A 13,275-nucleotide genomic window follows, 5' to 3' on the forward strand; every position below is an offset into this window, starting at 1 on the left:
TACTTCAGAACAGTGGGATCTAGGTTAACACAAAGTCCTAAGAATTTTGGTAGTCTCAATTTGAAACCATTCAAGTTCATACTAGATAAAGATAAAGTCCATGATTGAATTAAAGCAGCCTAAGAAATTACAATCACATAAATTGTTTTTCATACCCTTATTGCTTTTATTAGCATTGGGTATTTTTTTTCGATTTGATACAATCGATCAACAACCTTACTGGATTGACGAGTCTTTTACATCTCTAAGAATATCTGGCTACACAAGAGCTGAGTTGATTGAGCAGTCATTCAAAGGTAGAGAAATAGGAGTTGAGGACTTACAAAAATTTCAAAGGCCTAGCTCAGAAAAAAGTTTTGTTGATACGATTGTTGGGTTGGCAAGAGAGGAGCCTCAACTTCCTCCCCTTTATTTTGTAATGGCACGTTTCTGGGCAGAAGCTTTTGGTAGTCTAGGTAGCCCAATGGCAATTGCTAGAAGTTTATCAGCTTTTCTTAGTCTACTAGTTTTTCCTTGCATTTACTGGTTGTGTCTTGAACTATTTAAATCTTCTTTAGTAGGTCAAATTGCAGTTGCTTTTGTGGCTGTTTCACCTCTTTACACACGAGATGCTCAGGAAGCTCGATATTACGTTTTGTGGTCTATCTTAACCCTAGTTTCAAGCACATTTTTTCTTAAAGCAATACGTATAAATACAAGATTTAGTTGGCTTATTTATGCAGTTTCTCTAATAGCTAGCCTTTATACTTTTACGCTAACTCTCCTTACGATGCTTAGCCACGGAGTTTATTTTTTACTCACAGAAGGCTTGAGTTGGAGTCGTAAAAGTGCATTTTACTTAGCAGCATCAACAATATCTTTACTCATTTTTTTACCTTGGCTTTTAACTATAGTAATGAATTTATCTACAGTTAGGCAAATGACCAATTGGGCTAACGAACAAAGAAGCGTTCTAGTCATATTGAAAGACTTAGCCAATTTTACTACAGTTTCTCTTATTGGTTTTACTAATAAATTTTTTATTGCCTTTGTAATTTCTTTGATAGCTTATTCACTTTATTTTCTTTGTATTAAAAAAAACAGAAAAATTTGGCTGTTTATTGCCACTTTAGTTTTAGTTCCAGCAATCACTTTTATATTGCCAGATATTATTAATGGAACAAGTCGCTCCATAGCTACACGATATCTTATGCCTTGCTATTTAGGCATACAAATTACGCTTTCTTATCTCTTTTATCGCAAGATTTTTGTTAGAAGTTCTTTAGGTAAATATATCTGGCGGGTTTGCTTGGTCTTTATTATTTTATGTGGGATCACATTTCTAGGAATTAATTCCCAAGCAGATGTTAAGAGACAAATTGGATTTAATGCTCCAATTGCACGCATTGTTAATTTAGCCACATCTCCTCTCATCATCAGCGATCTATCTGATTTTGCTAGTCCTGCGCGATTAGCAGGTCTTAGCCATTTATTAAAACCTCAAGTACGTTTACTTTTGTTCGCTACTGTACCGCATCAGATAGACATTCCAAAGCACTACAGTAATATATTTATTTTTAGTGATTCTCAGGCAATACGGAAATCCCTTACACCAGGGTATCAGATAAAAATGTTGTTAGAAAATAAAAGTCTTTGGCTAGTACAAAAAAGATGAAGTGCAGAGCCTCAAACTTTTGATGAAGCCTGAATATTCCTAGATCCAAATTTGTCTTAACGTAATCTAGCTAAGGAGATTTCATGATACCTAAGTCAGCCAGCAATCGAAAGCTTTTTCGCTTTGAATGGTTTCAAGCTCTGCTGATATCGATCTTGATAGCTGGTATCTTTCTAAGATTTATCAACCTCGATCGCAAAATCTTTTGGCATGATGAGGTCTTTAGCTCGTTTCGCATCTATGGCTATACTGTCACAGTGATTGTCGAGCAAACTTTTCATGGTCGTGAGGTCGGGGTTGAAGATTTACAGAAGTTTCAACAGCCTAGTCCCAATAAGCATCTTGAAGATACGATTCATGGCTTAATCAAAGAGGAGCCACAACTTACCCCCATGTATTATGTCATGGGGCATTTTTGGGTTAAGCTCTTTGGAGATTCGGTAGAGGCAAGAAGAAGTCTATCCGCTTGCTTGAGTGTCTTAGTTTTTCCATGTCTGTATTGGTTATGCTTAGAGCTATTTAAGACCCATTTAGTAGGCGCGATCGCCATGGCTTTCGTTGCAGTGTCTCCGTTTCATATAGCCTATGCTCAGGAAGCTAGAGCCTATGTATTGTGGACTGTGACAATGCTTTTATCGAGTGCTGCGCTTTTATGGGCGATGAGAAAGCAAACAAAGGTTGCTTGGCTAGTCTATATGACTACCTTAACTGTAGGTCTTTATGCTTTTCTCTCTTCTCTTTTGATTATGGCTGCTCATGGAATCTATGTTCTAGTCAAGGAGAAATTTCGTTTCAGCCAAACAGTTAAAGCATATCTGGTCGCATCTAGCATTGCACTTTTGCTTTTCTCACCTTGGCTCATCGTGCTCTTTTCTAACTTGAATGGAGCCACAACGGCTGTTACGGGAAATCAAAAAACATTTTTTTTGGATTTAGTAATAATGTGGGCAAATAACATTGCCAGCCTATTCACCGATTGGACTTTGCCGAGATACGTTGCGCCTATCGCTTTGCTTTTCGTGGGATATTTAATCTATTTCTCAATTCGCTACAACAAAAAGAACGATTGGATATTTCCTGTAATTTTGATTGTGACTACATGGGTACCTCTGATTGCCTTGGATATTTTTACGGGAGGACGTAGATCGGGAATTAATCGCTATGTAATTCCCAGTCATCTTGGCATTCAGATACTTTTTGCCTACTTTTTAAGTTTGAAACTGAGCGATGCTAGCTTTTGGCGCTCCAAAATTTGGAAAGTGTCTCTAGCAGGATTGTTCGCAATCATGCTTATTCTTGGTATAGATGGCTCAAAATCCCAACTTTCTTTAAGCAAAGAAACCAGTAGGCAAAATATTCCCATTGCCAAACTTATCAATCAATCTCAAAAGCCGCTAATGATTAGCGATCGCAAAAAGTGGAATACCAATCTTGCAGATATTATTTCTCTAAGCTATTTACTCAAGCAGTCTCAAGTCAGATTTTTACTGTTTGACAATCCCCCCTCTGCGATCCAAGTCCCCAATCACTTTACAGAGGTCTATGTCTATGCACCTTCCAATGAATTGCGATCGCTGCTTGAAGTCTCCTATGGAAAGATAAAACCTGTTGTAAGCGGTTTCGACAAGGAGCTATATCAGGTGGATGAGACCGCATTATTGATGAGAACAAAAAAGTAGGAATCGCGAACTTGAGATCGAGAGATCGCAATCTCTTTAATCAAGCTTTAATCAAGCTCTGAGTAGTTGGGTAAGGTGGTGTCGATCGCCTGCCCATTCCGAAGCACGATGCGATCGCTTTGGGGACGGGAAAACAGTTCGCTAAAACTACGCGCTTTACAGAGGATTAGATCTGCTGAGCTTCCGACTCTAAGCTGTCCCGCATCCTCTAGTTTCATGAAGTTAGCAGGAGTCTGAGTCACTGTTCTTGCCCAGTTTCCATAGGGGCGATCGAGGTGGCAGATTTGTGTACTCATTGTAAAGATCTGCAAGAGATCGTGATCGCCAAAGCCATAAAAGGGATCGCGGCAGTTATCGCTGGCGATCGCCACAGGTACACCAGCCTCTCTTAATTCATGCAGTAAAGTCACACCCCGCCATCTAGGTGTGCGATTGGAACCTCTATCTTGTAAGTAGAGATTGCACAATGGCAAGCTGATAACACCAATCCCTGCCTGTTTGACGAGATCGATCGTCTTCATAGCAACCTCAGTATCCTGCACGGCTAGGCTGCAACAGTGACCGCAGACAATTTGACCTGTAAAGCCATTTCTAATTGCGGCTTCAGCGACATGCAAAAGCGTATTGGACTCAGGATCGTCCGTCTCATCCACATGGAAGTCTAAATCTAAGCCTCGATCCTTCGCTAAGCAAAACAAGCGATCGAGTTGTGGCTCTAAATCGCGATTGACATAGGCAACTCCGCCAAGAATTCCGCCCAGTTCTGCGATCCGATTGGCGACTTGTTCTCCATAGTCTCCCATAAAGAGATCGAGGGAAATTAGAGATACAGGCTGTAGATATAAGCGATCGCGCCAAATATCCCTTAACTCTTGAAAGGCTTTTAAACTAGCTGCTATCTGTGTTTCGGGACAATCGATATGGGTTCGGATTGCTTTTGTGCCATGGGCATAGCTGCATTTCAAGCCAAATTCCATACGACGATAGACATCTTCATAAGTCCAACGTGTATCCCGATCCTGTGCTACTGCTCGTAACGCACTTTCAAACGTACCATCGGGGTTGGGAGAACGATTCCAGATATGTCCTTTGTCGAGATGGGTATGCACATCGATAAAGCATGGAAGTGCAATGCCATGATGCCAATCGACCTGTAACACATCCTCTAAAGGGATTTGAGAAGACAATGGAGAATTTAAAATCGTGGCAATCTTACCATTCCTAACTTCTATGTTCAGCAATGCCAAACCATCTAGATCGGTTTCTATGGCAACAGATTCGGATATAAGACCAGAGATTAGACAGGCGGGAACGCGAACATTGCAAAGCCAGTAGCGATCGGGCAAATCTGGAAACATAAAAGTAGTAATCTAAAATTTTGTGCCCTTCGTTTAAGTGGGAAGTTTTCCATCTTTAAGAACGTTGATCACAGCCATATGACGCTTCAAATCCAGTTGGACTTGCTGATACAGTTCCCGACTATCACCTTTTAACCCAATTAAGCCGTACAAATGAATTTCGCCAACTCGACCTTTGAGTTGGTGGTTGCCAAAATCTTCGACTTCCACTTTGTCTTTGACAATCTTATAGAGAGCTTCCGTGATCAAGATATCTGTGCCTAAATCCTTAGTCATGCCCTCGACTCGGCTGGCTACGTTGACGGTGTCACCAATGACGGCATATTCCAAACGACTAGGAGAACCAATATTCCCAACCATGACTTCACCGTAATTGATGCCGATTCCATTAGAAAAGGGAATCTTGCCTTCCTGCTGCCAAACCAGACGTAGTTCGGACAGTACTTTCCGCATATTTAGAGCGGCATAAATTGCATTCATAGCATCAATATCCTCGCCGCGCGAGACAGGTGAGCCAAACTCTGCCATCACGGCATCCCCAATAAATTTGTCGATAGTGCCTTGATATTCGGTAATGGCATCGACCATACCGCCTAAATAGACATTCAATTGCGGTACGAGTTTTGGTGCGGGAACACGGCTAGAGAGGGTGGTAAAGCCTCGAATGTCTGAAAATAGGACAGCGGCTTTGATCGTGCGCCCTTCTAGGAATTCGCGAAAATTTTCGGCATTGCTGACAATTTCTTCGACGATTGTTGGCGCAACATATCGCTCAAAAGCTTGACGGAGTAAACGTTTGTCTTTTTGTGCCTTAGAGTTTTCTATATAGATCTCGATTCCACCTGTGACCAAAAGAGATAGACCACTTAAGCCCAAAGCAATTACAGGAACTGCGGTTGGCAAAATTAGGTTAGCGTAGGTAAAAAAGTAATAACTTGCTCCCAACCAAGCCCCAGCTACGATCAGCACGATCCCAAATTGCAAAAATGGGCGTCTGATACGGCTGAGCGCTAGACCTAAAATTCCCACCAAGCCAAATATCAGCAACCCCTGATTTTTAGGATCGGGAATTAGCTCGGCAAGGCTGCGATCGTTCATCAAGGTCGCGATCGCATTGGCATGAATTTCAACCCCCGGCATTCGGCCAAATGCCGAATTTTGAATATCTTGCATTGAGGAAGCCGTTGCCCCAATCAGTACGATCTTGTCCTTAAAAAACTTCCCTTCCGCCATTAACTGGTTTTTCCAGTTTTGAGGATCGACGACATAGTAAAGCGGCGCTTGTTGACGTGCATAGAGCCAAGTATTCTCTTTGCCATAAAAGTAAATCGTGTTACCTCTGGGTTGGAGATAGCTAATCTTGGCAGCATTTAAAATTGACTCAGCAAAGGTGGGTATGTTTCGCAGTCCAGATTTTGTGCCTATTTGCGTACCAAAACTGTGAATATTTCCTGTCACTTCGCGATCGAAGTTAATCAGCCCTAAGGAGTTTGGCTTGAGTTTAAAGATGACTTCGGGTGTTGCCAACTGTAGCGAAGTTGCCTCGGCAGTTTGGGATAGTTCGTAGCTGGCTGCCATCACAACGCGATCGCCATATTTATCCAAAACTTTTTGCAAACTGGCATCGACAGATGCCCCATGTACGCTTGGTGTCACAAATAGCACATCCACCCCTACAACTTTAGCGCCTGAGTCGAGCACTTTTTCGATCGCTTGGGCGTAGATCGTGCGCTTTAAAGGTGTACTTCTAAAGGGTTCTAAGTAAGCGTATTTTTTGGGATCGGAATTATAAAATTCCCCTTGCCGCAACGAGTCGTCGTCGATCGCCAAAATCACAATATTATTTGGCGGTGCAATACTCCCGCGCAGGTAAAAAAACGTTGACTGGGTGTGTCGTTCTACAAGCCTTACTAGAGGATGATTTGTTCCTGTCGCGATCGCACCTGCTAGGGCAAAAGCCCCCACTAGGAAGTAGCCGATATGGCTTGGCTTGAGAATCTGTTTGAGATCGATCTTCATATGGGTGACTTTCTAAGATAGCTTTTGCCACGAACTCTTTAAATTTTTTAACAAATTAAAACCTATTGTATTCATGATTCTTAAATATCTGAAACATCGGAACAATAGCCAAAATACTGAGTCATTGTCTTAGGGTAATTGTATTAAGTCACGCCTATCAAGTTATTTAAGCACTTGTAGCTGATTTAGCCAGTTAACAAGATTTAATGTGAAGATAAACCCAAAAGTTTGAATTATTGAGCCTATAGAGAACGTATGCAGAGATCTAAAGCCATGTCGATCGGAATATCCCAAGCACTCAAGGAACTCCCGATCTGGAAACGCCTGCCCCTGTTTGTCTTGGGATTTTGCTTTGTCTTGTTGTGCAATGTTTATCGTTTCCCCGCAACAGCACAATCCACTGGCGTAACCACCGCCACAATTACAGAAATTACCGAAGGAAATCAGGTTTTCATTCAAAATCGGCGGGCGAATATAGGTGAAGTCGCCCAAACGTCCCAACAGGTAAGTACAAATGAGTCTCTTGCCCAACTTCGATTTAACAACTGGTCGATCGCTAGGCTTGGGAAATATTCCTCGTTGACGCTAGGATCGTGCGGTGCATTCGTGCAACAAGGCAATGCATTGTTCAACGGACCAACTTCTGCTTGTACAGCTCACGTCACCGCAGCAGTGAGAGGCACAACCTACATCATGGAAGTAGATCCCAAAGGTGGTGAAAATGTCGATGTTTTAGAAGGAGAGGTCGAGATTACGAGCAATTGGACTGGTCAGCCCAATACAGTGATTGTCAAATCAGGAGAAGGATTTGAATCATCGGCAAGCAATCCCCTTGGCACAGTTCAACCCTTTAATCGCAAGGAATTTGATGAGTTTCTCACAGGAGAGTTGCTAAATAACTATCGCACGACGTTACCCAGCTCTAGTGTCGATCGCATTGAAGCCACCTACAAACAACGATTTCCCAACACAAGGTTCCCTTTAAAACGCACCGATCTCAAACCCCATCGCGGACACTTTAGTTTGGCGATCTTGCAAAACCGACCAACTTTGTCTCAAGTTATTGCTAGAGTCTCTTTACAGTCCAAGCGATCTAATGGTTTTTTACCCGAACGCTTTGTGGGTGATTTTCTGTATCCAATCAATGGTAGTGCCAGATTTATTCGCGGTTTGAATCCTAACGATCGGGTCACGGTTAGATTATTCAATCCCAAAGACTCTCGGTTGATTGGCTATAGCGAATTTGAGTTACTCGATGACAATGCTACTGTCAATCTAATTTTGCCCGATGGTTCGCAAGATTTAGGCATCGTTCGGACAGTTATGGGCATTGATGCCGATCAGAATGGCGCGATCGACACCTTTGAGCCAATATTTGACTATTTCACAAGGGTAAAATATGACCCGAATAACGATCTGAGTAAGTCTGATGTCTATTTCTTAGATAATCCTGAAGATATCGATCTCCGCTCTTACAATCCCAGAGGGCTACCCTATCCTTCTCGTAACCCTGCTTATACGCGCTCGTTTGTAGCAGGAAACTATACGAAACTAAACCGTACCTTGCCTCTCTTCTCTTCTGATTTAGAAGAACTTCTTTTAGCTACTCCCTATCAGAAGGTACAGCCTGTTGCGATCGCCTTAGATGGAAGCTCTTTCTATGATGTTCCTGTTGAAATTCTCAAATATCGCAGGCGTTCTTAATAAAACTTGGTTTCCTTTAACTATGTCCACAATATCAAGTTTATGGGCGTAGAGGATATCTTGCCAAAAAGAGGCGACGCGATCGCCTCTTTTTTAGTGCAGCACAAAGCCCATACCCCAGCTGCCAAGTGATACCAATTTCTCATGAATTTGCCACAGATCGGGTTTTGGGTTCCGCGCTCTGCGCGGTCTTTTCAAAAAGATGCGTTGCATCATTTTTTGAAAATGGTATGAGGATCTGTTGGAATTGAGGAATATTTACAGTGGTCGATCGGCAAGGTTATACAGTTTGAAAATTTTTTCGCGTAATCGATCGCGATCGGTGTTAGTCTATATCTGGCTCGGATCTATGCGATCTCAACGCCCAAATCGTGTCAGGGTCGGAAGGCAGCAGCACTACGGGATGCTTGAAATAGGCGTAGTACCCGGGCTACTTTATTGGTTACCCTAGTAACCAAATTTAGTTGCTGGAAATTCAATTGAGAAAAATGACTCAATGGGCTGAAACTTATCAGATCTCTCAACAAATAACGATCGTGAGTAACAGTCAGAACCCACTTTTAGAAGTTATTTAATTATTTGAGTCACAGTATTATTTGTACTAAAGAGCAAGGAATAGATTAATGGGAAGAGCTAATAAAGTCGTCTTAGCATATTCTGGTGGCGTAGACACGTCCGTATGCATCCCCTATCTCAAACAAGAGTGGGGCGTTAAAGAGGTCATCACTTTAGCAGCCGATCTAGGACAGGGCGATGAATTAGAACCTATTCGCCTCAAAGCCTTGGCATCGGGTGCAGAAGTATCCCTCGTCCAAGATGTCGTTGCCGAATTTGTCACCGACTATGCTTTTCCTGCTGTGAAAGCCAATGCCTTTTACGAAAACCGCTATCCTCTTTCTACGGCTTTAGCCCGCCCGTTGATCGCAAAAATCTTGGTGGATGCCGCTGCTGAGTATGGCGCAGATGCAGTAGCCCATGGTTGTACGGGTAAAGGCAACGACCAAGTACGTTTTGACGTTTCGATCGCTGCCTTAAATCCCAAACTCAAGGTTTTAGCCCCTGCCCGTGAATGGGGAATGAGCCGCGAACAAACGATCGCCTATGGTGAGAAATGTGGCATCCCTTCACCTGTAAAGAAATCTTCGCCCTATAGTATTGACCGTAACTTGCTGGGACGCGCGATCGAAGCAGGCATTCTCGAAGATGCTTGGCAAGAAGCCCCCGAGGATGTGTTTGTGATGACCAAAGCGATCGCCGATACACCCAATGAGCCCACCTACACTGAGATCGCGTTTGAGAAAGGCATTCCAGTCGGCTTGAATGGTAATGCCCTCGATCCTGTAGAACTCGTAACGCAGTTGAATGCGATCGCGGGTGGCAATGGCGTTGGTCGCATCGACATGATCGAAAATCGTCTGGTCGGGATCAAGTCCCGTGAGATTTACGAAACACCTGCCATGAGCGTATTGATTGAAGCGCACCGCGATCTTGAAAGTCTCACCCTCACCGCTGACTTGACCCAGTACAAGCGCAACATTGAGGAAACCTATTCCCGCATGATCTATAACGGTCTGTGGTACAGCCCCCTGAAAGTCGCCCTTGATGCTTTTATCGACAGCAGCCAAGAACGGGTATCGGGTACGGTTCGCGTCAAGTTTTTTAAAGGTACTGCGGCAATTGTCGGCCGCAAGTCGGTCAATTCTCTCTATAATGAAGAGCTAGCTACCTACACCAGTGCTGACCTGTTCGATCATAAAGCAGCTGAAGGCTTTATTTATATCTGGGGCATGCCTACCCGTGTTTGGTCGCAAACAGCAAACAGCTAACTCACGGCTAACTCACGGCTAATTTCTACAATATGGCGAGCGATCCCCCCCGAACAACTTCTGAGGAACAGGTGTTTTTTAAAGGCAGACCTGCTGCGATCGGCAGTGTCGGTCGCCTGTTTCTCAGCATTATTACCCTCGGAATTGCTTGGCTCTGGTTTTGGCTAAAAAACATCAATACCCACTATTTGATCACATCGCAACGGATTGTGATTGAAACGGGTATTTTTTCTCAAAAGATTGACACGATTGAACTTTATCTGATCGATGATATTCAGCTAGAAAAGCCCTTTAGTCAAAGACTAATGGGAACGGGAAATATGCTGCTGGTCACACAGGATATCTCCACACCCAAAGTTTATCTAGAGCGCTTACCCTTGGATGTCCGCCAGCTTTACGAGCTTATACGCCCTTACATTCAGAAGGGGAGACAACGCTATCGGATGCACAATGATGAGGACTTCGATCGGCGATCGTGATGATGGTTCGTACCACAATGAGGTGGTGTTAGGCTAAACTGATGCTAAGGGCTGCGAATTGATTAGGGTTGTATTCCTAATTTTTCGCTCTGGTGAAATGCGGAAGTTATTAATTCTTAGATTCTCACGAACGGAAGTATTGTTCGCGATTAAAAAGGCAATTCATAGAATTTCCGTTAAACTCCCGTTAAACTAAAGTAATACAACTCATAGCACCGTACGATTAGCAGAAATGTCATCATCTTCTTCGATTTCAGTTAGAGAGCTACCCCTGTTTCCATTGCCTGAAGTTGTGCTTTTCCCCGGACAGTCTCTCCCTCTGCACATCTTTGAGTATCGCTATCGCATGATGATCAACACTGTCTTAGAAAGCGATGGCTATTTTGGCGTATTGATGTGGGACTCTGAGGCAGGACAACCGACCAATGTTGGGTGCTGCGCCAAAATTGTGCAACACCACCGCATGCCTGACGATCGCTTTAAACTCTTAACCCTCGGACAACAAAGATTTCGGGTGTTGGAATATATTCGCCAGACCCCCTATCGCGTGGGCTTAGTGGAATGGATTGAAGATGAGCCTAGTAACGATGCCCCCTATCTCTTGGCAACAGAAGTCAGAGAATTGCTGGATGATGTCGTGCGATTATCTCAAAAGCTGACGGAACAAGAAATTGAGCTACCCCAAATCCCTCGCAGTCCCATCGAACTTTCCTATTGGATTGCCAGCAACTTTCAAGGAGCAAGTGGGGAGCAACAGGCACTATTAGAAACCCGCGATACCGCAGCACGTCTGCGTCGAGAAGCGGAGATTCTCTCTTCAACCCGCAGTCAGCTTGCCGCTCGGACTGTACTCAAAGAGACCTTTAATCAGTCGTAGTTCCATTCCCAAACAATCTTCATCGAGAATAGAACTTTTCATCCCCATTCCTCTCATACAGGTAATTTCTCATGCGAATTGGTGTACCTAAGGAAATCAAAGATCAAGAGTTTCGCGTGGGTTTAACACCCGCAGCTGTGGCGACTCTCGTGAAGCGATCGCACAAGGTCAGCATTCAAAAGGAAGCTGGTTTAGGAGCTGGTTTTCATGACGCTGACTATATCAAAGCAGGCGCAACCATCGTTGAGACAGCGAAGCAAGCCTATGCCCAAGACATGGTTGTGAAGGTCAAAGAACCCCTACCTTCTGAGTATGAGTTGCTTCATCCCGATTTGATTTTATTTACCTATTTACATCTTGCTGCCAGCCGCGATCTGACGGAGGCTTTACTGCAATCGGGTACATCTTGTATTGCCTATGAGACCGTACAAACAGCCACAGGGCAACTACCCCTTCTGACGCCCATGAGCATTATTGCTGGGCGCTTATCCGTACAGTTTGGCGCTCACTATCTTACCAAGCAACAGGGTGGTAGTGGAGTTTTGTTGGGTGGTATTCCAGGGGTGCGATCGGGACGCGTAGCGATTCTGGGGGGTGGTGTGGTTGGTACTGAGGCAGCCCGCATGGCAGTGGGTCTAGGCGCGCGCGTACAAATTCTTGACGTCAGTTTAACAAGACTCAGCGAGCTAGAGATCGTCTTTGGCTCGCGGGTGGAACTGCTCTATAGTACGCCCAGCAGTATTGCTGAAGCCGTTGCTGATGCCGATCTGGTGATCGGAGCCGTCTTATTGGCGGGTGGTCGCGCACCGATTTTGGTTTCTAAGGAGTTAGTCGGACAAATGCGATCGCATTCTGTCATTGTCGATGTGGCGGTCGATCAAGGTGGTTGTATTGAGACTGGGCGACCCACCTCCCATACGAAACCTGTCTACGAAGCAGAGGGCGTATTACACTATGGTGTACCAAATATTCCTGGAGCCGTTCCTTGGACATCCACACAGGCTCTCGTCAATGCGACCCTCCCCTTTATTTGTGCGATCGCCCGTGAGGGCATGGATGCGCTCATTCACGATCCCGTACTTGCCAAGGGTTTAAATATTAAAAATGGAACCATCGTTCATCCTGAGGTTTTGAAGACATTCCCTGATTTAGGATAATAAAAACTCCTGTGTAGCATGCTATTGTTGAGTTTTACTAACAACAAGGGTGCGACATCCGATGCTAAAATTGCGCCAATGTATGACAATGTCTGCAAATATTTAGCAGAGAACTTCTCGGCTGACCTCGCAACATGGCTGCTCGGTCAGCCCGTTGCCTTTACCCATCTCAGTCCCACAGAGCTAAATGTTGAACCCATCCGCGCCGATGCACTTATTCTTTTAGATTCACCAGAGCTATTACTCCACACAGAATTTCAAACGAGTCCAGACGCAGAAATTCCTGCACGGATGGCAAATTATGGCCTCAGAATGTACAACCGCTTTCCTCAAAAAGCTGTGCGCCAAATTGTGATTTACTTGAAACAAAACAAGTCACGTTTAGTCTACTAGCCTGAATAATTCATCAGGAAGAGAAAGTGGAGAAAAAAAAGAGCCTAAAACTGAGTAGAATTAGGCTCTCCAGAATATTAATGGCAATATTTTCTCATGACAGAGTGTTTTTTGGAACCAGAGTTCAAT

General features: G+C 43.9%; 10 protein-coding genes, 1 other RNA gene and 1 pseudogene. 10 read left to right on the forward strand and 2 right to left on the reverse strand.

Annotated features, from left to right (window positions below; genetic code table 11):
- Positions 1-100 precede the first annotated feature (100 nt).
- Together ACP2WE_RS16995 and ACP2WE_RS17000 are read left to right on the forward strand one after the other, a co-directional pair.
- Complete coding sequence (locus tag ACP2WE_RS16995; protein ID WP_425216739.1) at positions 101-1,654, forward strand: glycosyltransferase family 39 protein; 1,554 nt, start codon at positions 101-103, stop codon at positions 1,652-1,654.
- 83 nt (positions 1,655-1,737) lie between these two features.
- A complete protein-coding gene (locus ACP2WE_RS17000; protein WP_425216740.1) occupies positions 1,738-3,333 on the forward strand; it encodes a glycosyltransferase family 39 protein in 1,596 nt (531 codons plus the stop codon).
- 47 nt (positions 3,334-3,380) lie between these two features.
- On the opposite strand, the gene ACP2WE_RS17005 is transcribed toward ACP2WE_RS17000, so the two are convergent.
- Positions 3,381-4,691, reverse strand: a complete 1,311-nt coding sequence (locus tag ACP2WE_RS17005; protein WP_425216741.1) for a cytosine deaminase — start codon at positions 4,689-4,691, stop codon at positions 3,381-3,383.
- A 33-nt stretch (positions 4,692-4,724) separates the two neighbouring features.
- Entirely contained in the window at positions 4,725-6,710 is a 1,986-nt protein-coding gene (locus ACP2WE_RS17010; protein ID WP_425216742.1) for a CHASE2 domain-containing protein, read from the reverse strand.
- Positions 6,711-6,965: 255 nt separating this feature from the next.
- On the opposite strand from ACP2WE_RS17010, the gene ACP2WE_RS17015 reads away from it, so the two are divergent.
- From ACP2WE_RS17015 to ACP2WE_RS17050, 8 genes and pseudogenes are all read left to right on the forward strand, one after another.
- Positions 6,966-8,414, forward strand: coding sequence for a FecR family protein (locus ACP2WE_RS17015; protein WP_425216743.1), 1,449 nt, complete (start codon positions 6,966-6,968; stop codon positions 8,412-8,414).
- 6 nt (positions 8,415-8,420) lie between these two features.
- Positions 8,421-8,546: a hypothetical protein gene (locus tag ACP2WE_RS17020; protein WP_425216744.1), complete on the forward strand. Its 126-nt coding sequence runs from the start codon at positions 8,421-8,423 to the stop codon at positions 8,544-8,546.
- 206 nt (positions 8,547-8,752) lie between these two features.
- Positions 8,753-8,849, forward strand: an RNA gene (gene ffs, locus ACP2WE_RS17025) — signal recognition particle sRNA small type.
- 188 nt (positions 8,850-9,037) lie between these two features.
- On the forward strand, positions 9,038-10,240 hold the full coding sequence (locus tag ACP2WE_RS17030) for an argininosuccinate synthase (RefSeq protein ID WP_425216745.1): 1,203 nt from the start codon (positions 9,038-9,040) through the stop codon (positions 10,238-10,240).
- A 32-nt stretch (positions 10,241-10,272) separates the two neighbouring features.
- Entirely contained in the window at positions 10,273-10,719 is a 447-nt protein-coding gene (locus tag ACP2WE_RS17035; protein ID WP_425216746.1) for a PH domain-containing protein, read from the forward strand.
- A gap of 232 nt (positions 10,720-10,951) precedes the next feature.
- Complete coding sequence (locus tag ACP2WE_RS17040; protein ID WP_425216747.1) at positions 10,952-11,596, forward strand: LON peptidase substrate-binding domain-containing protein; 645 nt, start codon at positions 10,952-10,954, stop codon at positions 11,594-11,596.
- Positions 11,597-11,667: 71 nt separating this feature from the next.
- Complete coding sequence (ald, locus tag ACP2WE_RS17045; protein ID WP_425216748.1) at positions 11,668-12,753, forward strand: alanine dehydrogenase; 1,086 nt, start codon at positions 11,668-11,670, stop codon at positions 12,751-12,753.
- 78 nt (positions 12,754-12,831) lie between these two features.
- Positions 12,832-13,143: pseudogene (locus ACP2WE_RS17050) on the forward strand (hypothetical protein); the annotation flags it as partial.
- Positions 13,144-13,275 lie beyond the last annotated feature (132 nt).

The organism is Tumidithrix helvetica PCC 7403 (assembly GCF_965232925.1).
Classification (GTDB): domain Bacteria; phylum Cyanobacteriota; class Cyanobacteriia; order Pseudanabaenales; family Pseudanabaenaceae; genus Tumidithrix; species Tumidithrix helvetica.

Coding starts and splice junctions, on each gene's coding strand:
- ACP2WE_RS16995 (WP_425216739.1), top strand. CDS start 101: ATGATTGAATTAAAGCAGCCTAAGAAATTACAATCACATAAATTGTTT.
- ACP2WE_RS17000 (WP_425216740.1), top strand. CDS start 1,738: ATGATACCTAAGTCAGCCAGCAATCGAAAGCTTTTTCGCTTTGAATGG.
- ACP2WE_RS17005 (WP_425216741.1), bottom strand. CDS start 4,691: ATGTTTCCAGATTTGCCCGATCGCTACTGGCTTTGCAATGTTCGCGTT.
- ACP2WE_RS17010 (WP_425216742.1), bottom strand. CDS start 6,710: ATGAAGATCGATCTCAAACAGATTCTCAAGCCAAGCCATATCGGCTAC.
- ACP2WE_RS17015 (WP_425216743.1), top strand. CDS start 6,966: ATGCAGAGATCTAAAGCCATGTCGATCGGAATATCCCAAGCACTCAAG.
- ACP2WE_RS17030 (WP_425216745.1), top strand. CDS start 9,038: ATGGGAAGAGCTAATAAAGTCGTCTTAGCATATTCTGGTGGCGTAGAC.
- ACP2WE_RS17035 (WP_425216746.1), top strand. CDS start 10,273: ATGGCGAGCGATCCCCCCCGAACAACTTCTGAGGAACAGGTGTTTTTT.
- ACP2WE_RS17040 (WP_425216747.1), top strand. CDS start 10,952: ATGTCATCATCTTCTTCGATTTCAGTTAGAGAGCTACCCCTGTTTCCA.
- ald (WP_425216748.1), top strand. CDS start 11,668: ATGCGAATTGGTGTACCTAAGGAAATCAAAGATCAAGAGTTTCGCGTG.